Source organism: Streptomyces sp. NPDC037421 (genome assembly GCF_055602105.1).
Genome location: NZ_JBVJWV010000012.1, coordinates 161,142 through 179,858 on the forward strand (window position 1 = coordinate 161,142; position 18,717 = coordinate 179,858).

The 18,717-nt window shown below is 73.5% G+C and carries 23 protein-coding genes; 12 read left to right on the plus strand and 11 right to left on the minus strand.

All coding sequences use genetic code 11. The features are described from left to right. Position 1: 1 nt before the first annotated feature. Both ACZ7IF_RS19790 and ACZ7IF_RS19795 read left to right on the plus strand, forming a co-directional pair. Positions 2–1,579: an APC family permease gene (locus ACZ7IF_RS19790; RefSeq protein WP_470972807.1), complete on the plus strand. Its 1,578-nt coding sequence runs from the start codon at positions 2–4 to the stop codon at positions 1,577–1,579. 162 nt (positions 1,580–1,741) lie between these two features. Continuing rightward, positions 1,742–2,044: a hypothetical protein gene (locus tag ACZ7IF_RS19795; protein ID WP_470972809.1), complete on the plus strand. Its 303-nt coding sequence runs from the start codon at positions 1,742–1,744 to the stop codon at positions 2,042–2,044. 7 nt (positions 2,045–2,051) lie between these two features. Here ACZ7IF_RS19795 and ACZ7IF_RS19800 read toward each other — a convergent pair whose 3' ends face one another. Beyond that, the gene (locus tag ACZ7IF_RS19800; RefSeq protein WP_470972811.1) at positions 2,052–2,525 is read right to left on the minus strand and encodes a nitroreductase/quinone reductase family protein; all 474 of its coding nucleotides are present in this window, start codon (positions 2,523–2,525) and stop codon (positions 2,052–2,054) included. Continuing rightward, positions 2,522–3,172 (minus strand): NAD(P)-dependent oxidoreductase, encoded by a 651-nt coding sequence (locus ACZ7IF_RS19805; protein WP_470972813.1) that lies wholly within the window; start codon positions 3,170–3,172, stop codon positions 2,522–2,524. The genes ACZ7IF_RS19800 and ACZ7IF_RS19805 overlap by 4 nt, the downstream gene beginning before the upstream one ends. A gap of 59 nt (positions 3,173–3,231) precedes the next feature. On the opposite strand from ACZ7IF_RS19805, the gene ACZ7IF_RS19810 reads away from it, so the two are divergent. Beyond that, positions 3,232–3,615, plus strand: a complete 384-nt coding sequence (locus ACZ7IF_RS19810) for a winged helix-turn-helix transcriptional regulator (RefSeq protein WP_470972815.1) — start codon at positions 3,232–3,234, stop codon at positions 3,613–3,615. Here ACZ7IF_RS19810 and ACZ7IF_RS19815 read toward each other — a convergent pair. Continuing rightward, a complete protein-coding gene (locus ACZ7IF_RS19815; RefSeq protein ID WP_470972817.1) occupies positions 3,579–3,977 on the minus strand; it encodes a VOC family protein in 399 nt (132 codons plus the stop codon). The two genes, ACZ7IF_RS19810 and ACZ7IF_RS19815, sit on opposite strands and share 37 nt — an antisense overlap. A gap of 129 nt (positions 3,978–4,106) precedes the next feature. Here ACZ7IF_RS19815 and ACZ7IF_RS19820 point away from each other — a divergent pair, with 129 nt between their 5' ends. Beyond that, a complete protein-coding gene (locus ACZ7IF_RS19820; RefSeq protein ID WP_470972818.1) occupies positions 4,107–4,598 on the plus strand; it encodes a GNAT family N-acetyltransferase in 492 nt (163 codons plus the stop codon). 11 nt (positions 4,599–4,609) lie between these two features. Here ACZ7IF_RS19820 and ACZ7IF_RS19825 read toward each other — a convergent pair whose 3' ends face one another. From ACZ7IF_RS19825 to ACZ7IF_RS19835, 3 genes are all read right to left on the minus strand, one after another. Next, positions 4,610–4,981: a VOC family protein gene (locus tag ACZ7IF_RS19825; protein ID WP_470972820.1), complete on the minus strand. Its 372-nt coding sequence runs from the start codon at positions 4,979–4,981 to the stop codon at positions 4,610–4,612. A 54-nt stretch (positions 4,982–5,035) separates the two neighbouring features. Then, positions 5,036–5,692: a dihydrofolate reductase family protein gene (locus ACZ7IF_RS19830; protein ID WP_470972822.1), complete on the minus strand. Its 657-nt coding sequence runs from the start codon at positions 5,690–5,692 to the stop codon at positions 5,036–5,038. Positions 5,693–5,805: 113 nt separating this feature from the next. Further along, complete coding sequence (locus tag ACZ7IF_RS19835) at positions 5,806–6,528, minus strand: helix-turn-helix domain-containing protein (protein WP_470972824.1); 723 nt, start codon at positions 6,526–6,528, stop codon at positions 5,806–5,808. Between the two features lie 250 nt (positions 6,529–6,778). Here ACZ7IF_RS19835 and ACZ7IF_RS19840 point away from each other — a divergent pair, with 250 nt between their 5' ends. The 3 genes from ACZ7IF_RS19840 to ACZ7IF_RS19850 are packed head-to-tail and all read left to right on the plus strand — an operon-like array spanning position 6,779 to position 8,983. Next, a complete protein-coding gene (locus ACZ7IF_RS19840) occupies positions 6,779–7,444 on the plus strand; it encodes a DUF4097 family beta strand repeat-containing protein (protein ID WP_470972826.1) in 666 nt (221 codons plus the stop codon). A 60-nt stretch (positions 7,445–7,504) separates the two neighbouring features. Continuing rightward, positions 7,505–8,590: a serine hydrolase domain-containing protein gene (locus ACZ7IF_RS19845; RefSeq protein ID WP_470972828.1), complete on the plus strand. Its 1,086-nt coding sequence runs from the start codon at positions 7,505–7,507 to the stop codon at positions 8,588–8,590. Between the two features lie 54 nt (positions 8,591–8,644). Next, on the plus strand, positions 8,645–8,983 hold the full coding sequence (locus tag ACZ7IF_RS19850; RefSeq protein WP_470972830.1) for a hypothetical protein: 339 nt from the start codon (positions 8,645–8,647) through the stop codon (positions 8,981–8,983). Here ACZ7IF_RS19850 and ACZ7IF_RS19855 read toward each other — a convergent pair. Continuing rightward, positions 8,980–9,222: a DUF397 domain-containing protein gene (locus ACZ7IF_RS19855; RefSeq protein ID WP_470972832.1), complete on the minus strand. Its 243-nt coding sequence runs from the start codon at positions 9,220–9,222 to the stop codon at positions 8,980–8,982. The genes ACZ7IF_RS19850 and ACZ7IF_RS19855 overlap by 4 nt on opposite strands. After that, positions 9,219–10,058 (minus strand): helix-turn-helix domain-containing protein, encoded by an 840-nt coding sequence (locus ACZ7IF_RS19860; protein WP_470972950.1) that lies wholly within the window; start codon positions 10,056–10,058, stop codon positions 9,219–9,221. Before ACZ7IF_RS19860 ends, ACZ7IF_RS19855 begins: the two co-directional genes overlap by 4 nt. Before the next feature lie 128 nt (positions 10,059–10,186). Between ACZ7IF_RS19860 and ACZ7IF_RS19865 the strand changes: the two genes are divergently transcribed. The 3 genes from ACZ7IF_RS19865 (at position 10,187) to ACZ7IF_RS19875 (ending at position 13,161) form a co-directional block, all read left to right on the plus strand. Beyond that, positions 10,187–10,609 (plus strand): ATP-binding protein, encoded by a 423-nt coding sequence (locus ACZ7IF_RS19865; RefSeq protein ID WP_470972834.1) that lies wholly within the window; start codon positions 10,187–10,189, stop codon positions 10,607–10,609. A gap of 64 nt (positions 10,610–10,673) precedes the next feature. Next, entirely contained in the window at positions 10,674–11,963 is a 1,290-nt protein-coding gene (locus ACZ7IF_RS19870; RefSeq protein WP_470972836.1) for a DUF4241 domain-containing protein, read from the plus strand. Next, positions 11,956–13,161 carry a DUF4241 domain-containing protein gene (locus ACZ7IF_RS19875; protein ID WP_470972838.1) on the plus strand — a complete coding sequence of 402 codons (1,206 nt, stop codon included), beginning with the start codon at positions 11,956–11,958 and terminating at the stop codon, positions 13,159–13,161. The genes ACZ7IF_RS19870 and ACZ7IF_RS19875 overlap by 8 nt, the downstream gene beginning before the upstream one ends. 124 nt (positions 13,162–13,285) lie before the next feature. Here the strand turns inward: ACZ7IF_RS19875 and ACZ7IF_RS19880 are convergent, their stop codons facing one another. After that, the gene (locus tag ACZ7IF_RS19880; RefSeq protein WP_470972840.1) at positions 13,286–13,762 is read right to left on the minus strand and encodes a hypothetical protein; all 477 of its coding nucleotides are present in this window, start codon (positions 13,760–13,762) and stop codon (positions 13,286–13,288) included. 119 nt (positions 13,763–13,881) lie between these two features. Continuing rightward, positions 13,882–14,742 carry a TIGR03619 family F420-dependent LLM class oxidoreductase gene (locus ACZ7IF_RS19885; protein WP_470972842.1) on the minus strand — a complete coding sequence of 287 codons (861 nt, stop codon included), beginning with the start codon at positions 14,740–14,742 and terminating at the stop codon, positions 13,882–13,884. A 107-nt stretch (positions 14,743–14,849) separates the two neighbouring features. Here ACZ7IF_RS19885 and ACZ7IF_RS19890 point away from each other — a divergent pair, with 107 nt between their 5' ends. Continuing rightward, positions 14,850–15,599: a hypothetical protein gene (locus ACZ7IF_RS19890; protein ID WP_470972844.1), complete on the plus strand. Its 750-nt coding sequence runs from the start codon at positions 14,850–14,852 to the stop codon at positions 15,597–15,599. Positions 15,600–15,695: 96 nt separating this feature from the next. Here ACZ7IF_RS19890 and ACZ7IF_RS19895 read toward each other — a convergent pair whose 3' ends face one another. After that, entirely contained in the window at positions 15,696–16,706 is a 1,011-nt protein-coding gene (locus ACZ7IF_RS19895) for an ADP-ribosylglycohydrolase family protein (protein ID WP_470972952.1), read from the minus strand. A gap of 841 nt (positions 16,707–17,547) precedes the next feature. On the opposite strand from ACZ7IF_RS19895, the gene ACZ7IF_RS19900 reads away from it, so the two are divergent. Next, positions 17,548–18,624 (plus strand): tyrosine-protein phosphatase, encoded by a 1,077-nt coding sequence (locus ACZ7IF_RS19900; RefSeq protein ID WP_470972846.1) that lies wholly within the window; start codon positions 17,548–17,550, stop codon positions 18,622–18,624. Positions 18,625–18,717 lie beyond the last annotated feature (93 nt).

The following is an 18,717-nucleotide window of genomic DNA, read 5'->3' on the forward strand; positions in this document are numbered from 1 at the left end:
CATGACACAGCTGGACACGCGGCCTCGGGTCGGAGACACGGTAAGCGGCGTCGCCGAGGGCGGCGCCGGGAACGACACCGACGTCCGGGGCAAGGGCCTCGGCAAGGGCTCCGTCGGCCTGCTGGGCAGCGCCGTCATCGGCATCTCCACCGTCGCCCCCGTCTACTGCCTGACCTCCACCCTCGGCTCCACCGCCGGCGAGGTCGGCGTCCAGATGCCGGCGGTCTTCCTGGCCGGCTTCCTCCCGATGCTCCTGGTGGCCTTCGCCTACCGCGAGCTCAACAAGGCCATGCCGGACTGCGGCACCTCGTTCACCTGGACCGTCAAGGCCTTCGGCCCCCGGATCGGCTGGATGTGCGGCTGGGGCCTGGTGATCGCCACGATCATCGTGCTCTCCAACCTCGCCGGCGTCGCCACCTCCTACTTCTGGCTGCTGGCCGGCGAGATCACGGGCAACCCGTCGATCGCCGCCCTCGACGACAACAAGCTCGTCCACATCGCCACCTGCCTGACGCTGATCGCCGTCGCGACCGCCATCAGCTACCGCGGCATGACCGCCACCAAGGGCGTCCAGTACACCCTGGTCGGCCTCCAGCTCGTCGTCCTCGCGGTCTTCGTCGCCATGGCCCTCCAGAAGGCCTCCGCCGGCACCTTCGACACCGGCCTGGACTTCTCCTGGCAGTGGATGAACCCCTTCGCGGTCGAGTCCATGGGCGCCTTCACCGCCGGACTCTCCCTCTCGATCTTCATGTACTGGGGCTGGGACGCCTGCCTGGCCACCAACGAGGAGACCACCGGCTCCGCCAAGACCCCCGGCCGCGCCTCCCTCATCGCGATGGTGGTCCTCGTCGGCTCCTACCTGGCCACCGGCATCGCCGCCCAGATGGCCGTGGGCTCCGGCGCCGAGGGCCTCGGCCTCGGCAACGAGGAGACCTCCGGCAACGTCTTCGCCGCCCTCGCCGGCCCCGTCATGGGCCCCGTGCTCGGCATCCTGCTCTTCGTCGCCGTCCTCGCCTCCGCCGCCGCCTCCCTCCAGACCACCTTCATCCCGGTGGCGCGCACCGTGCTGGCCATGTCCACCTACGAGGCCCTGCCGCCCTCGTACGCCAAGGTCCACCCGAAGTTCAAGACCCCCGGCCGCGCCACCGTCGTGGCGGGCATCGCGACCGGCGCCTTCTACACCGTGATGACCCTCGTCAGCGAGAACGTCCTCACCGACACGATCTTCGCGCTCGGCCTGATGATCTGCTTCTACTACTCGCTGACCGCCTTCGCCTGCGCCTGGTACTTCCGCGGCGACCTGCGCCGCTCCGCGCGCGACCTGTTCTTCAAGGGCGTCTTCCCCGTCCTCGGCGGCCTGCTGCTCGCCGCGGTCTTCTTCAAGACCCTGATGGACGCCTGGGACCCCTCCTACGGCTCCGGGTCCGACGTCCTCGGCGTCGGCAGCGTCTTCGTCATCGGCGTCGGCCTGCTGGCCCTGGGCCTGGTCGTCATGTTCGTCACCGAACGCCGCAGCCCCGCCTTCTTCCGCGGCGAGGTCCTGACGAAGGCCACCCCGGCGCTGGTGGTGGAGGACTGACCCCCTGATTTCCCGACCTCTCCTTCCCGCTGTGTCATGACCCGCGGCCCCGGACCGATCCCCCGATCCGGGGCCGTCGGCGTACGCGGGCCCGGGTCATCCGATGCGCGGAACGGCGGAGGCGGGCGGTGACCCGGGGTGCGGGGGGTCGTTGGGCGGGGCATGAAGGCAATGAAGCGCACCCTCACCGCCCTGGCCCTCACCGGCGGGGCCGCACTCGCACTCACCCCCCTGACCGCCCACGCCGCCGACGGGGCCGGGGCCAGCCTCGGAGGGCAGCCCCCGGTCAAGCGCGTCGTCGGCATCGTCGACCACCCCGGCCAGGCCGTGCAGGACACCCGGACCGCCGTCGCCATCACCGGCGCGGCCGTCGGCAGCGCGGCCGACTCCACCAACAGCTCCCTCGCGGGCGCCGGCAGCGCCCTGGACGCCGGGGTGCCCGACGCGCCGAAGGTGAAGGGGTAGTTCTCCGTCAGTCGGTGGGGGTCACCAGGACCAGCGGGATCTCCCGGGCCGTGGCGTCGCGGTAGGCGGCGTACGAGGGCATCGCGGCCACCACCGCCGGCCACAGCCGCTCCGCCTCCGCCGGGCTCGCGCGACGGGCGAGCGCCGGGACGGTGTCGGCGCCGACCTGGAGGGTGACGGCCGGGTCGGCGGCCAGGTTCAGGTACCAGGCGGGGTGGCGGTCACCGCCCGCGTTCGACGCCGTCAGCACGTACGCATCCCCGTCGCGCACGTACGCCAGCGCCGTCCGGCGCAGCAGGCCCGAGCGGCGCCCCCGCGTGGTCAGCAGCAGGTCCGTGATCCCGGGGCGCGGCCGGCCCGCGGTCTCCTCGAAGCGCCGGATGTGCTCCGCCACCCAGGGGGCGGGGCTGTCGGTGACGCGCTCGGGGAACGGGGTGCCGGTGGTGGTGCCGGTGGCGCCCGCGTGTGCCTCGGGGGTCACGACGCCGCCCCGGTGACGCCCGCGTGCACGGCGTGCAGGGTCGGGGCCGTCGCCTCGTCGAGGACGGCCTCGGCGAAACCCGCCGGGGTGATCCGGCTGCCGGCGTCCGCGGGGGCGTAGGCGTAGCCGTGGCGTGAGGTGCCGCCCGGGACGCCCTCGTGGTCGAAGTCCCCCGCCGGGGACAGCACCGCCCAGTCCAGGGCTCCGGGCGCGGCGGCCCGCAGCGCCTCGGTGCCGGCGCCGTGGCCGACGTAGAACTCCCGCCACTCCTGCGGGTACCCGGGGGTGTCCATCAGCGGGGTCCCGTCCGCCGTGGGCAGTACGGAAGCCAGCCCGACGGACACCAGCCGCCGCACCCCCGCCCGCGGCAGGCCCGCCGCCATCGCCCGCGCCACGCCCGGGAAGAACTCCCCGGGCGCCGCCTGGGCGTCGTACACCGAGACCACAGCCGCGTCGTGCCCGGCGGCGAGCCGCGCCACGTCCGCCGCCGAGGTCACCTCCCCGTCGGCCCGCCCCACCGCCGTCACCTCGACCCCGCGCGCCCGCGCGGCGGCGACCACGGCCCGGCCGACGCGGCCGGTGGCGCCGAAGACGATGAGGCGGGCGGGGGTGGTGTTCTTGTCGTTGGTCTCGTTCTCGTTGGTCATGCCGGTGAGCGTAGGAAAGGAGCTGGTTACCGATCGGATACCGGCCTACCGTGGTGATCATGACGCAGCCGCCCCTGGACCCCGAGATGTTCGACCCCGTCTGCCCCTCGACGCTGGTGCCGTTCCGCGTCGGCGACAAGTGGGCCCCGCTGGTCCTGCGCTGCCTCGAAGGCGGCCCGCGCCGCTTCTCGGAGCTCAAGGTCCCGCTGAGGGGCATCACCGCCAAGTCCCTGACCCAGTCCCTGCGCGGGCTGGAGCGCGACGGCTTCGTCGTACGGGAGGAGTCCGGCGGCTACGCCCTCACCCTGCTCGGCCGCGGCCTGCTGGGGCCGTTGGACGCGGCGTGCGAGTGGACGCGGGAACACTGGGACGAGCTCATCGACGCCCGGGAGGCGGGGCTGGCGGCTCAGCCCCAGGTGCGGGAGCAGAGCACGAGCCGGTAGCCGTCGGGGTCGGCGACGGTGACGCCGTACTCGTCCCAGTACGGGTTGTGCGAGGGGACCCGGGTCCCGCCGCAGTCGACGAGCCGGCGCACGAGTTCCTCGTCGGGGGCCTCGCCGAGGTAGACGACGAACAGGTCGTCCACGGTGGGGGAGGGCTCGATCGGGTTGTCGGGGTCGAGCGTCAGCTCGAAGTGCCACCCGCCCCCGGCCGGACCGACCATCAGCAGGTCGTGCTCCCCGGGCGTGCGCTCGGTGCTCCGCCACAGGACGTCGAGCCCGAGCCCGTCGACGTAGAACCGCTCGGCGGCCTCCAGGTCCCGGGAGGGTCGGGCGACACGGATGTGGGTCTGTGAGTTGATCATGCGGGGAGCGTAGGGGAGGGGCTGCGGGGGGTCGGGGGGTGGGGGTGGGGCGGGGGGAGCGGGGTTTCGGCCATGAGACCGCCCGCCCGAAAACCCCGCTCCCCCGGGTGCCCGCGCATAATCGGCCGGGTGATCGAGCCTGAGACCGTTCGTACCGCCCGGCTGGACCTCGTGCCGCTGCGCGTCGAGGATGCCGGGGAGATGGCCGTCGTGCTGGGCGACCCCGCCCTGCACGCCTTCATCGGCGGTGAGCCGGAGACCGTCGAGGAGCTGCGCGCCCGGTACGTGAGGTGGTCCGCCGGGTCGCCCGATCCGGCCGTCTCCTGGTGCAACTGGGTGGTGCGGCTGCGTGCGGAGGGCTGCCTCGTCGGCACCGTTCAGGCGACGGTCGGTGGCGGCACCGCCGAGGTGTCCTGGGTGGTGGGGACCCCCTGGCAGGGGCGCGGGATCGCCGCCGAGGCCGCCCGGGGGCTCGTCGCCTGGCTCCGGGAGCGGCGGGCGGGCACGGTCGTCGCGCACGTCCACCCCGACCACCGTGCGTCCGCCGCCGTCGCCGCCGCGGCCGGCCTCGCCCCCACCGGCCGGTGGCAGGACGGCGAGGTCCGGTGGGAGGGGGCTTAGGGGGTGTCCCCCTAGCCCCGCTCGGCCGCGCTGCGTTCCACGCAGAACTCGTTGCCCGCCGGGTCCGCCATGGTGACCCAGCCCGTGCCGTCCGGGTTGCGGTGGTCGCCGGCCACGGTCGCGCCGAGGCCGGTCAGGCGTTCCACTTCCTCGTCGCGGGTGCGGTCCTGCGGCTGGAGGTCCAGGTGGACCCGGTTCTTCACCGTCTTGCCCTCGGGTACCCGGATGAACAGCAGTCCGGCCCCGGGGGTCTCGACCAGTACCTCGGGGTCGCCGGGGTGGTCGTCGTCGCCGAGCTTGCCGTCGAGGGCGGCGAGCCAGAACTGCGCCAGGGCGTAGGGGTCGGCGCAGTCGATGGTCACGTGTCGTACGAGAGATGCCATGGCGGCACTATCGATCAGGCTCCGACCCCTGTCCACCGCGTTCGGGCGCGGAAGTCACCTCCGCCAGAACAGGTGGTGGACCACGCTGCCGGTCGGGCTGGGGACGACTTCCAGGTGGAAGCGGTCGAGCAGCTCGTCCGGTGACTTCCACAGCCGTGACCCGGATCCGATCTCGACCCCGGGGGAGACCGCCACGTGCAGGGTGTCGACGAGGTCGGCGTCGAGGAACTCCCGGACGGTGGCGGCTCCGCCGCCGAGGCGTACGTCCTTGCCCTCCGCCGCCTCCTTGGCCCGCGCGAGGACGGTGGCCGGGTCGGCGTCGACGAAGTGGAAGGTCGTGTCGGAGAGCGTGAACGACGGCCGCTCGTGGTGGGTCATGACGAACACCGGCGTGTGGAAGGGGGGTTCGTCGCCCCACCAGCCCTGCCACTCGTGGTCCTGCCAGGGGCCGCGCTGGGGGCCGAACTTGTTGCGGCCCATGATCTCGGCGCCGATGTTGTTCCCGAAGTCCCGGGTGAGGTAGTCGTCGAGGCCGCGGCTGCCCCCGGGGTCGGTGCGGTTCGGCCAGCTGGCCGTGGCACCGGCCCACGCGAACATGGTCCCGGGGTCGGCGTCGCCGAAGGGCCGTTCCAGGCTCTGGTTCTCGCCGGCGCCGAATCCGTCCCGCGAGACGTTGAAGTTCTGCACTCTCAGCAGCTGCTGCCGCACCATGGGTCTGTCTCCTCCTCCGTTGGGTGTGTGGACGAGGATCGAGACTGCACGCGCCGGCGGAACTCATCGCCCGCCGACACGCTGCTTCCCCGTTTCCCCGATTCCCGGATTCCCTACGGGGCCTGTTCGGGCTTGGTGTGGAGGATCTCGCGGGCCTGGTCGGCGGCGCGGACGATGCTCTCGGAGACGAAGTCGACGAAGCGGCCGATGTTCTCCAGGCGGGTGGCGGCGGGGGTGTCGCGGCCGAGGACGTTGACGCCTTTGCGCGCGGTTTCGGCGAGCAGGGCGGTGGAGCGGGCGCTGGCCATCATCGACTCGTACCAGACGTCGTCGTCGACGATGTAGCGCTCGCGGCGGCGTTCGTCGCGTTCCCGGCGGATGAGGCCCTGGCCTTCGAGGAGCGCGACCGCCTTGGAGACGGACCCCGGGCTGACCTGGAGGATCTGGACGAGTTCGGACGCGGTGAGGGTGCCGGAGTCGGCGGTGTAGAGGCAGACGAGGACCCGGGCCGTCATCTTGGGCAGGCCCGACTGGATCAGGACGGTCGTGAACATCTCCTCGTACTCGCGCACCGCCTCCGGGTCGCGGCCGTGGGCCGGCGCGGGCGCCTGCGGGCCCCGGGGCGCGGCCTGCTTGCGGCGGTGGGTGCGGTGTTCGGTGGCGCGCTGTGCGAGGTCGGCGCGGTAACCGGCGGGGCCGCCGTTGCGCATCACCTCGCGCGTGACCGTCGAGGTGGGGCGGTCGAGGCGCCTGGCGATCTCCGCGTAGGCGAGGCCGTCGGCCACCCCCAGTGCGATCTGCTGGCGTTCCTGCTGGGTGAGCCTGCCTCCCGGCATGTGCGGTCTCCTTCGCGCTGCTTTCGTGCTTCCTGTTGCCTCTGTGGCTCCAGCGTAGCGTTCAAATCCGAGCTGTTGCAACGGATGCGTAGCTGTCGTTGCGTTAGATTTAGGCGTGGTGCAACGATCTTATGGCTCTGACCTGCGGAGATGGTGATTGCTCGCAACGAAGTTGTTGCTCACCTTGTGAACGCGACGTAGCGTTCAGGTCATCGGAAACAGCGAGAACGAACCCGAAGGAAGAGAAATCATGCAGAACTTCGCCACCACCGCCGCGATCGCCACCATCCTCGACGTCCCCGCCGGGAACATCCGATTCATCGCCACCGACCGCGCCGACACCACCGTCGAGATCCTCCCGGCCGACGCCGGCAAGAGCCGCGACGTGAAGGCCGCCGAGGAGACCACGGTCGACCTCCGCGACGGCGTCCTGCGCATCAACACCCCGCAGAAGAACGAGGCGTTCGGCGCCTCCGGCACCGTGCAGGTCACCGTCCAGCTGCCCGCCGGGTCCCGCATCGAGGCGAAGACGGCGTCGGCCGAGTTCACCGCCACCGGCCGCCTGGGTGACGTGTCCCTGGAGAGCGCCCACGGCACCGTCAAGCTCGACGAGGCCGCAGGCGTCCGCCTGACCCTCGCAGCCGGCGACGTCACGGTCGGCCGCCTGACCGGCTCCGCCGACATCCGCACCCAGAAGGGCGACCTGACCATCACCGAGGCCACCGGCGGCACCGTCACCCTGCACACCGAGCACGGCGACATCACCGTCGGCGCCGCCCGCGGAGTCTCCGCCTCCCTCGACGCCGGCACCGGCTACGGCCGCATCGGCAACGCCCTCCAGAACACCGGCGAGGGCGACGCCCTCACCATCCACGCCACCACCGCCTACGGCGACATCACCGCCCGCACCGTCTGAGCCGCACGCCCTCCTCGCCCGACACCGCACACCCACCACCACGCCAAGGAGCAGACCACCATGTCCGTCAAGCCGAACAACGACCGTCCGGAACTGCAGAAGGCCATCGAGGAGATCGCCGCGTCCGAGGCCTGGGCCGGGGTGCTGGTGCGAGTGAACGACGAGCGGGGCGAGTGGACCGGCGCCGCCGGGATACGCAAGCTCGGCGAGAGCGCCGCACCGCAGGCCGACGGGCACTTCCGGATCGGCAGCAATACCAAGACCTTCACCGCGACCCTCGTCCTCCAGCTGGTCGCCGACGACCGGATCGCCCTGGACGGCCCCGTCGACGACTACCTCCCGGAGTACGAGCTCGACCGGCGGATCACCGTCCGGATGCTGCTCCAGCACACCAGCGGCCTCTTCAACTTCACCGGCGAGTACTACGAGGACGGCACCATCGCCCCGGGCATCGACTGGCAGGGCCAGGAGTGGGTGGACAAGCTCCTCCACACCTACCGGCCGGAGGAACTCGTCCGGTTCTCCCTGTCCAAGCCGGCCCGCTTCGAGCCGGGCACGGACTGGAGCTACGCCAACACCAACTACGTGCTCCTGCGGCTCCTGGTCGAGAAGGTCGCCGGGCGCCCGTTCGCCGAGGAGATGCGGGAGCGGCTCCTGGCCCCGCTGGGGCTGACCGGCACCTTCCTCCCGGAGGCCTCGCCCGAGATCCCCGAGCCGCACGCCCACGGCTACTACACCTACCAGGACGGCGAGGAGTGGAAGACCGTCGACGTCACCCGCGCCAACCCCTCGTGGATCTCCGCCGCCGGCGACATGATCTCGACGACCAAGGACCTGCACACCTTCTTCTCCGCCCTGATGAGCGGCGAGCTCCTGCCGGCCCCGCTGCTCGACGAGATGCGCAGCCCCCACACCAAGTTCGCCTACGGCCTCGGCCTGATCGTCGAGGAGACCGAGCACGGCACGATCTACACCCACAACGGCGGCTTCTGGGGCTGGGGCGCCCTGATGTACAGCTCGCCCGACGGCAGGACGACGCTGACCGCCTCGCTCACCTCCAGCGACGCCCGGCTCGACCTCATGAAGACGGCGGAAGCCTTCACGGCGGTCCAGAAGTCGCTGCTCGGCCAGGTCTTCGGCGCCTGAGCGCAGGTAAAAAGCAGGTGCGGCGGCCCGTGGGGGCCGCCTAGCTTGAGCGAGATGAGCAGCGACTATCCATTCGCGGACGGGTACAACCTCGTCTGGGATCTGACCGGCTTCGGCGACGTGGACGAAGAGATAGTCGAGTCCGTGTCCCTCTCCCGGGACCAGTTCCTCAAGATCCGGCACCTCTTCGTGCTGGGCGACGACCCCTGGATGGTGTGCGGCGAATACCGCGTGGCGCCGAGCATCTGGGCGCACGTACGCGGCGCCGTGCCGGGTGTCCGGTTCCAGCGCGATGCCGACTACTTCCTCGGCGCCCGTCAGGCCCTGCCTGACGGGCGCTTCTGGCGTCCGGCCCCGGGCGTGGCGGCGCCGGGACCGATCCCGCCGCCTTAGGCGGTGACACCGCCGAGGAACGCGGTCCAGGTGCCGGGGCTGACCGCGAGCTCGGGGCTGGCAGTGAGCTTCGAGTCCCGGACGTGGACGGTGTCGGCGCAGGCGGCGACCTCGACGCAGTCGTCGCCTTGGCTGCCGCTGTGGGTGGACTTGTGCCAGGAGAGGGCGACCTCGACGCAGCTGTCGCCCTCGCTACCGCTGTAGCTGCTCTTGAACCACCGGAGCTGGGAGCTGTTCACAGGGATCCTCGCAATCGCATCAACAGGCCCGCACTGTCCGTGGGATTGAGGGCCTGGATGCGAAGTTTGGCATACCGCTGGTGAAGGCCGCTTACGGCTTTCGGGTCGGAGATGACCCGGCCGGTCTTCTGTCCCTCGCTATAGCCCCACCACTCGTTCTCCTGGGTTTCGAGGAGTTGGAAGGGGCCGTCGGTGCCCGAGTGTTCCGGGCTGATCGTCGGCATGATCTGGACGTCCACATTGGGGAGCCGGGCGCATTCCAGCAGGTGGTCGATCAGCTCAAGGCTCACTGCCGGGCCACCCGTTTGCCGCTCGATCACCGCCTGCTCGATGATGAAGCTGAAGGATGCGTAGGGGGTTCGAGTGAGCAACTCCTGTCGCTCCAAGCGTCGAGCTATCCGGTCCTCCGCTTCCTGGGCCGTAGACATGGGCGGCACGTTCTGGATCTGGGCCCTCGCGTACGCCTCCGTCTGGAGAAGCCCGGGCACCACCCGGCACTCGTACGTATTGAGCGCGACCGCGACCTCTTCCAGCTCCGCCCACCGCCTGAACCACGAGGCCAGCCCACGCCTGCGCGTCAGCTGCTTCGCCGCGATCTGGATGACCCCGAAGGCGTCCAGCACCTCCTCCGCCTTGTTCACGAACTTCGCGGACGGATGTCGGCGGCCCTGCTCCACGGACGCCACGTACTGCACCGAGTAGCCGACCCGTGGGCCGAACTGTTCCTGGGTCAGATCGGCGCGTTTGCGGGTCGCCTTGAGCACGTCACCGAAGTTCCGCAGGTCGGGATCGGGTTCCACCTGGTCGTCACCGTTGCTGCCCATGCCAGCCGTCATCACGGTCACCTCCCGATTACTCATGTTCACGGTCGGTGACTGCGCCTGTCCAGACACTGGACTACTACTCTTCAACAGTAGTAGTCGCCTTGCTGGGAACTCCCGTGCTGACACGGGACGTTCTAGCCATGACCGCACCCTTCGGCCACCCCAAGGCCCTCGTACGCGTGTTCACTCAGCGTTTCAGCTGCACCCCCCGCGGCGCCCGCCTCGCCCGGCAGCTGACCCTCGTCTCGCTGCACGACTGGGGTGTCCCCGAGGGCACCGCGCTCTCCGCCGACGCCGGGCTCCTCGTCGCGGAGCTCGCCTCCAACGCCGTCACCCACGGCCGCGTCATCGGGCGGGACTTCGAGCTGCGCATGACCCTGCTGGAGGGCGTGCTCCGCCTGGAGGTGTCCGACCCGCGCAGGGACCGGCGCCCCGCCGTGCGGCCCCATGCGTACCAGGCGGAGTCCGGCTACGGGCTGCGCATCGTCGACGCCCTCGCCACCGACTGGGGGGTCATGGACCGGATCATCGGCAAGACCGTCTGGGCGGAGCTGGCCCGGTAGGGCCGTTGTCACCCGCGGCGGCTACCTTGCAGCTCGGCACGAACGCAAGAGACAGGGAGCCGCCATGGTCGTCGAGGTGGGGTACGCGCGGGCGTGGGACCCGGAGGCCCGCGCGGCCTGGCGGCCGCTGTCCGCCGGGGAGGCCCGGGAGCGGGATGCCGCCGGGCTGCCGTACGTGGTGGTGTACCGGACGGCCGGCCGTCAGGCGCCGCTGGAGGTCCGGCTCGTCTCCTGGCGGGACCACTACGTCGGGCTGTGGGTCTACGACGACCAGGGCCGCCGCACCTTCGACCTGGACATGCGGCTGCTCGACGACCCGGCGCGGCTGCTGCGCCGGTACTCCGTCGGCTGGTACTACACCGGCCCGGAGATGGCGGAGTTCGACAGGGAGTGCCCGCGCGTCACCGTGGACCTCTTTCCGGACGGGAGGGGCCGGCGGATCGAGGAGAGCCGCGGGGCGGCCGGGGGGTCGTACGCCACCACGCCCAGGCTCCGCGACGACGAGCGGTGGATGGTCCGGCCCGCCTTCGGGGAGTGGCCGTTGCTCTCGGCGCGGGACCACGGGATCGCGGAGCCGCCGGTCTTCGAGGTGGTCGAGCCGGTGGCCGAGGGGGGCCACGATGAGGCGCCCGCCGGCTGCTGGCGTCCGCCGCGTCCCGCGCAGCCGGGCCCGATCGGCGAGCTGTTCCGGCCCGGCGTCCGGGTCACCGACGGGTACCACCCCGAGCAGACGGTCCTGGAGCCGCACCGGGTCGGCACCCTGCGCGTGCCCAGCGGGCTGCTGGCGGTATCCGGCCCGGACGACGTCGACGACGGGCCGCACATCACGGTGCCCGTGCCGCCCGGTGAGTACGTACTCGACGAGGCGCGGGTCGAATTCAGCTACCACTGCGAGTGGCGGGACGCCGAGGTCACGACCACGGCCCCCACTGCCGTGCGCCTGCTCGTCAGCGAGACCCCCGCCGCGTCCTGGGAGATGGCCCTCGGGGCGGACGACGACCTCCGGCTGTTCATCGAGGACCAGATGGCCGGTTTCTCCACCGACGGTGCCACGGGCTGCTTCGCCGACGCCGGGGCCTTCGAGCCGCTCGTCGCGCTCTACGAGCGGGGGCTGATCAAGGGGGAGCCGGACCTCGACGGGTACGAGGACCTCGGCGACGGTTCCATGTTCATGCAGCGCACGTGGGACACGGCCACCGGCGGTGAGCTCATGACCTTCGCGACGTGCGGCGACGGGACCTACCCCGTCTGGTTGGGGCGGTCCGGGGCCGGTGACGTGGTCGCGGTCGTGGTGCTGACCGAGGGGATGCCCGAGATCCTCCCGGAGCGGGACGGGGCCACCGCCGGTGCCTGAGACGGCGCACGTGACCTTCGAGGAGTCCTGGGACGCGGCGTTCCGTACCGGGGGCCGGGAGCTGTCCCCCGAGGAGGCGCGCGCCCGGGATGCCGCAGGCCTTCCGTACGCGGTGGTCTACCGTGCCCCGGGCCGTGAAGTGCCGCTCGGGGTGCGGATGGTGGCGTGGCGGGCCGGCTGCGTCGACGCCTGGGCGTACGACGAGCACGGCCGCCGGACCGCCGAGGCGGAGCTGCGGCTGCGGGACGAGGAGGGTCGGCTGCTGGTCCGGCGGCTCCTCGTGCGGCGGTACCCGGACGCGCGGACGGCGGAGTACGCGGTGGACTGCCCCCGCACGGCGGTGGAGCTCTCCGCCGACGGCACGGCCCGCGTCTCGCACCAGCCCGGGGGGATGCGGGGCGACTCCCTGGAGACCGGGGTTGAGGTGGCCGACGGGGATCTCTGGACGGTCCGGCCGGGCTTCGACGACTGGCCGGGGCTGCCCGTGGCGGACTCGCTCCCGGACTGGGTCGGCGCGCTGCCGGCCTCGGAGGCGGCCGGCTGGCGGCGGGAGCCCTCCCGGCTGCTCGGCTCCATCGACTTCGACCGGGTGTTCCGGGCCGGGGCGGAGATCCCCGGGCTGAAGGTGCTCGACCCGGTGCCGTGCGGCAGCGTGCGCGTGCCGAGCGGGGTGCTGGCCGTGGCCTGCCCGGACACCGGGGAGGGGCTGTCCCGGATCACGGTGGCCGTGCCGCCGGGCACGTACCCGGTCGAGGCGGCCTGGGTCGAGGTGCCGGAGGAGTACTGGGGGTCGTACGAGGACGTGGCGGCCGTCCGGCTGCGGATCGGTGACGCCCCCGCGGTGGTCTGGGAGATGGCGCTCGGGCCGGGTGACGACACGCTGCGGCTGCGCGAGGGCGAGGCCTTCGGCTTCGGCACGGACGCGGCCACGGGCGCGTTCGGCGACGCCGGGGCCTGGGAGGAGCTGCGGGACCTGCTGGAGCGGGCGCGGTGGCAGGGGTCTCCGGACCGCGGCCTCCTCGCCGACTCCGCCGCCGGGATGCACCTGGACGGCGGGAGCCTCGGCGCCGACCTCGCGGTCTTCGCCACGGGCGGCGACGGCGTCTATCCGGTGTGGGTGGGCCGGTCGGCATCCGGGGAGGTCGTCCGCGTGGTCGTGCAGACGGCCTTCGACCTCGACCTCCGCGCCGGGGGTTAGGGGGTGTCGGCGGGCCGGGGCCGTCCGCCACTGACGCGGCACGCCCGACCGGCCGCGTTGGACGCCACCGCCCCGCGACCGGCGCGCGGGGCGGCGGTGGCGGGGCGGTGCGGGCCGGCCGGGGTTACGACTTCGGCAGCGCCGGGAGCGAGGGGAGCTTGCCCGGCTCGCTCTTCTGGAAGGTGTCCTGGCCGGCGCCCTCCCACGTGACCTTCAGGGTGGTGGCGTCGACCGAGTCGACCTTGCCCTTCGAACGGGTCGCGCCCGCCGGGCACTTCAGGTCGAGGGTCGAGCCGTTGGTGGTGCCCTCGCAGGTCAGGCCGGTGGCGGCCTCGACCACGAACGCCTTCTGGCCCTTGACGGTGAGCACCACGCCCTTGCCCGGGGTCGCCATGGCGATCCAGCCGCCGTCGAGGCTGCCCGCGGCCGCGCCGCCGCCCGCGGCGGGGGTGGCGGCCGGGGTGGCGGCCGCCGGGGCGGAGGCGGCGGTGCCCGGCTTCTTGTCGTCGGCGGGCTTGCTGTCGCTGCCGCAGGCGGTCAGGGTGAGGACGGCCGCGACTCCGGCTGCGGCGGCGACGGAGATACGCAGGTTGCTGTGCACGGGAAGTCCCCCAGGGGCGAGTCGGTCGAAAGACGGGCCAAGCTAGCAGCCGTCCGGGCAGGCGGCGGCCACCCGCAGACACGCAGGGGCGGGGTGATCCGGTTCCGTGCGGGGAGGTTTCAGAGGTACTGGGCGAAGTCGTCCAGGGTGCGCAGGACTTCCGCCTCCCGCGCCGAGGGGAGCTGGAGGACGACCTCCTCGATGCCCAGCTCGGCGTAGTGCCCGAGCTTGCCCGGCGTCGGCTGGACGGCGTACGGGACCACCTGGAGGCCCTTGGGGTCGCGCCCGGCGTCCTCCCAGACCCGCCGCAGCACCGGCATCGACTCGCTCAGGCCGCGCCCGCCGATGGGGAGCCAGCCGTCGGCGTGGTCGGCGATCGCGGCGAACAGCTTCGGACCGGCCGCCCCGCCGATCAGGGTGCGCGGGCCGTACAGCGGCTGCCCGGGGGCGAGTTCGCGCGGGGCCCGGACCGGCTTCGGGTACGCCGAGCTCGCGCGGACGGAGCCGTACGGGCCCTCGTACGCGGTCGGCTCCGGCGCCCACAAGGCGCGCATCAGCGCCATGTGGTCCCGGACGCGTTCGCGCCGGGTGGGCCAGTCGACGCCGTGGTCGGCGGCCTCCTCGACGTTCCAGCCGTAGCCGATGCCGAGGGTGAGGCGGCCGCCGCTGAGGTGGTCCACGGTCGCGACCTGCTTGGCGAGGCCGATCGGGTCGTGCTGGGCGACGAGGGTGATGCCGGTCCCGAGGTGGAGGCGTTCGGTGACGGCGGCGGCCTGGCCGAGGGCCACGAAGGGGTCGAGGGTGCGCCCGTACTGCGCGGGGAGTTCGCCGCCCATCGGGGCGCCGGTGTCCCGGCTGACGGGGATGTGGGTGTGCTCGGGGAGGTAGAGGCCGGAGAAGCCGCGCTCCTCCAGGGAGCGGGCGAGGCGGGTGGGGGAGACGGTGCGGTCGGTGAGGAAGATGGTCGTGGCGATCCGCATGGGCGAGGGCACCTCCGAGACGTCGGGAGGGCCAAGGTACGGGCTCGCGCGTGCGGACGGCAGAGCGTACGGGGCCTCCGCGCGGCGCGTGTGATGGGGTGGGCGGCATGGACTCGATGGAGACGATCACCGTTCCGGAGGCTTTGCACGGCTACCCCGGGGTGGCCTTCGGCGGATACGTGGCCGGGCTGCTCGCGGGGCGGCTGGCGGGCGGCGCGGGGGGTTCCGGGGCGGTACGGGTGGACTTCCGGCGGCCCGTGCCGACCGGGACGGCGGTGCGGCTGGATCCCGGCGCCGCCGGTGGCGGGGCGGCTCTGCTCGACGCGGACGGGGTGCTGCTGGCCGCCGCGTCGGCGGTGGCCGCGCCGGGCGGGGAGGTGCCGGGGGCGCCCTCCTGGGCGGAGGCCTCGAAGGCCGCCGAGACCTACCGGGCGGACCCGCCGGACGGGCAGGTCGACTGTTTCGGGTGCGGGCTGGGCCGGACCCCGGCGACGGGGCTGCGGCTGCACTGCGGGCGGGTGCCCGGGCGGGACCTCGTCGCCACCGCCTGGACCCCGGACGCCGGACTCCTCGACGCCGACGGGCTGTTGCCGCCCGAGCTGGCCTGGGCCGCGCTGGACTGCCCCGGCAACGCGGCGGGCCGGCTGCTGGCGGGCGGGCCGGCGGGAGCCGTCACCGCCGCGCTGACGGGGCGGGTGCTGCGGGCGGTGCCGGGGCGTGCGGGGCTGGTGTCGTACTCGTGGCTGCTCGGGGTCGAGGGGCGCAAGTGCCGGGTGGGGACGGCGCTGGCCACGCGGGAGGGTGAGCTGTGCGGGGTCGCGGAGGCGCTGTGGGTGTGGCCGCGGTCCGGGGCATGACCGTCCCGGGTGCGGGCGCGGGCGCGGGCGCCTGCGGCGCTGGTCCCGGCCCCGTCCTTCCCCCGTTCCCGGGGGCTCCGCCCCAGACCCCGCGCCTCAGCCGCGGGGGTAGCGGGTCAGCCAGGCCGAGGTGGTGACCGCGGGGCCGTGCAGGGACGGGCCCTGGGTCAGTTCCAGGGCGAAGTCGTCGGCCAGTTCCAGCAGGATCGCCCGGCCCTCCAGTTCGGCCAGCCCGGCCGCCGGGAGGGCCGTCTCGCCGTGCAGGGCGCCGAGGAGGGCCCCGCACAGGGGGCCGCTGTGGCCGGTGGCCAGGCGCAGTCCGTGCGGGACGTCCTCGGCGACCAGGGCGCAGTAGACGGCGACGCCGAGGGCGTCCTCCGCGGTACGGCCCCCGCCGACGGAGAGGGTTTCGACGGTGCCGGGTCCGGGCTCGCCCTGGGGGACGGCCGCGAGGGCCCGGCGCAGGGCCTCGGTGACGGGTTCGTGGCCGGGGCGGGCGGCGAGCAGGGTCAGGGCGCGCCGGACGGCGGTGTCGAGGGAGTCGCCCCGGGTCAGGCCGTGCACGATCACGGCGAAGGCCCCCGCGGACAGGTACGCGGCGGGGTGGCCGTGGCTCTGGAGGGCGCATTCGACGGCCAGTTGGAGGACCAGCGCGGGTTCCCAGCCGACCAGCAGCCCGAAGGGGGCCGAGCGGACGGCGGCGCCCGCGTCCCGGGCGGTGGGGTTCTTCGGCCGGTCGAGGGTGGCGAGGGTGTCGTCGCCGAAGCCGGTCAGGCAGGCCCGCTCCGGGTCGCGCCGGACGTAGAACCACTCCTCGTTGCCGAGCCGGCCGTTGCCCTCGCGCCGCTCGTCGGGGCCCCAGTCGTGCTGGGTGGCGAACCAGCGGCGGTAGGCGCGGTGGACGTCGGTCGGCGGGTGCCAGCCGCCGGTGTCCCGGCGTACGTGGGCCCGTATCAGGCCGTCGACGGTGAACAGGGTCAGCTGCGTGGCGGCGCTGACGGCACCGCGGCGGCCGTGGGCGTCCCCGAGGGCGGACCCGAGCAGTGCTCCGCGCACCCGGCCCCGGAAGTCCTGCTGCTCGGCCCGCCCCCACAGCGCGGTGCCGATGCCTCCGGCGGTGACTCCCGCCTGCCCGCCGCCCGCGCCCCCGGAGGCGTCCGCGGAGCCGGGCCCGACCTCCCCGGTGTGCCCGCCGCCCGCGCCTGCGGCGCCTGCCGGGTGGCCGGGTTCGACGCCCCCGGTGTGCCCGGCGACCGCGCCTGCGGGGGTTCCCGGGTGGCCGGGTTCGACGCCCCCGGCGAGACCGCCGACCCCGCCGACCCCGCCTGCCGGGTGGCCGGTGCCCGCGATTCCGGCGGCTCCCGTGGCGGCGGGCCCGACGACTCCGGTGGTTCCCGTCGAGCCGGGGCCAACGGCCCCCGGGTGACCGGCGACCGCGCCTGCGGAGGCTCCCGTGGAGGCAGGGCCCGAGCCCCCGGAGGCCGCCGCGATACCGGCCGCGGCCCGAGCCGCCCCGGCCGAAGCCGCCCGAGCTGCCCGGGCGGCGGCTCCCGTGGCGGTCGACCCGGCCATCTCGGCCACACCGGCCGGCCCGGTCGCAACGACCCTCAGCACAGCCGTGTCCGTCGTACTGCCGCCCGCGCTGCCCGCGCTGCCCGCCGCACCCGTCGTCCCGCCGGCAGCGCCGGCCGCCGCGCCGCCCGCCGTGTTCGTCGTCGTGTCCATGCCGTCCCCCCAGGCTCAGGACGCGCACTGTAGTGGACGGCTTCGGTCGTATTCGGAAGCACTCTGTCGGGTCGCCCGTAACTGACCGGAGAACGGCCGGAATGCGAACGGTTCCGGCCACGGCCACACCGTGTGGCACGTTTTGCCACTCGCCTTCACCCCGGTCGTTTTCGGCCACGCTTCGTTCATCCGGCGTTCTCCGGGCGCCCACAGCCTCGGAGGCATGAAGAAGGCCCTCCTCGCCGCGACCGCCGTCGCCTCCGCGCTCGCCGCCTCCCTGCTCGCCGTCCCCACCGCCGCCGCCTCCGACCGGGAGTGGTTCGGCAGCCACCGGGACCGCTCGGCCGTCCCCTTCACCGAGGCCACCGTCACCGCCGCCGCCGACGGCTCGTACACCCTGACGTGGAACACCAAGGGCACCAAGCGCGTCACGGTCAAGGCCGACGGCAAGGCCGTCGCCAAGGGCGGCGCCCAGGGGCGGGCCGTGGTCAAGGGACTGCCCGCCGCCGACCGCCAGTGGTTCGACTTCCAGCCGGACCACGGCCAGGGCCTGCGCCTCGCCGACCGGCTGATCAAGCTGGAGGGCACGGCCAACTTCCGCGACGCCGGCGGCTACCGCACCACCACCGGCCAGTGGGTGAAGATGGGCGAGGTCTACCGCTCCGACGCCCTCGCCAAGCTCACCGCGGACGACCTGGCCAAGCTGGAGCGGCTGCGCGTGCGCACCGTCTTCGACCTGCGCATGCAGGACGAGCGCGGCAAGGACGCCGACAAGGTCCCGGCCGGCGCGAACTACGTCGTCGCCGACGTCTTCGCGGGCTCCGGCTCCTTCCAGACCATGCCCAAGTCCCCCGACGAGGCCGCCAAGGCCATGGTCGACGCGGAGAGGGCCATGGTCAGCGGCGAGGGCGGCAAGAAGGCGTACACGCAGGTCCTCGACGGCATACGCGGCGACCGCGGCCGCGCCGCGCTCTTCCACTGCACCGCCGGCAAGGACCGCACGGGCTGGGCGAACGCCACCCTGCTGACCGCCCTCGGCGTCCCCCAGGAGACGGTGATGGCCGACTACCTGGCCAGCAACGACTACCGCAAGGCCGCCAACGACGCGGTCCTCTCCCGCCTCCCGGCCCAGCAGGCGGCCGTCTACAAGCCGCTGCTCGACGTCCGCCCCGAGTACCTCAACGCGGGCTACGACGAGGTCAAGGCCACGTACGGCTCCTTCGACCGCTACCTCAAGGACGGCCTCGGCGTCGACGCCCGCGAGCTGCGCGAGCTGAAGAAGGACCTCCTCGTCGGATAGGCCGGTCCGGGGGTGGGGGGGGGGGGGGGGGGGGGGGGGGGGGGGGGGGGAGGGGGGGGGGGGGGTGGGGGGTGGTGGGGGGGGGGTGGTGCA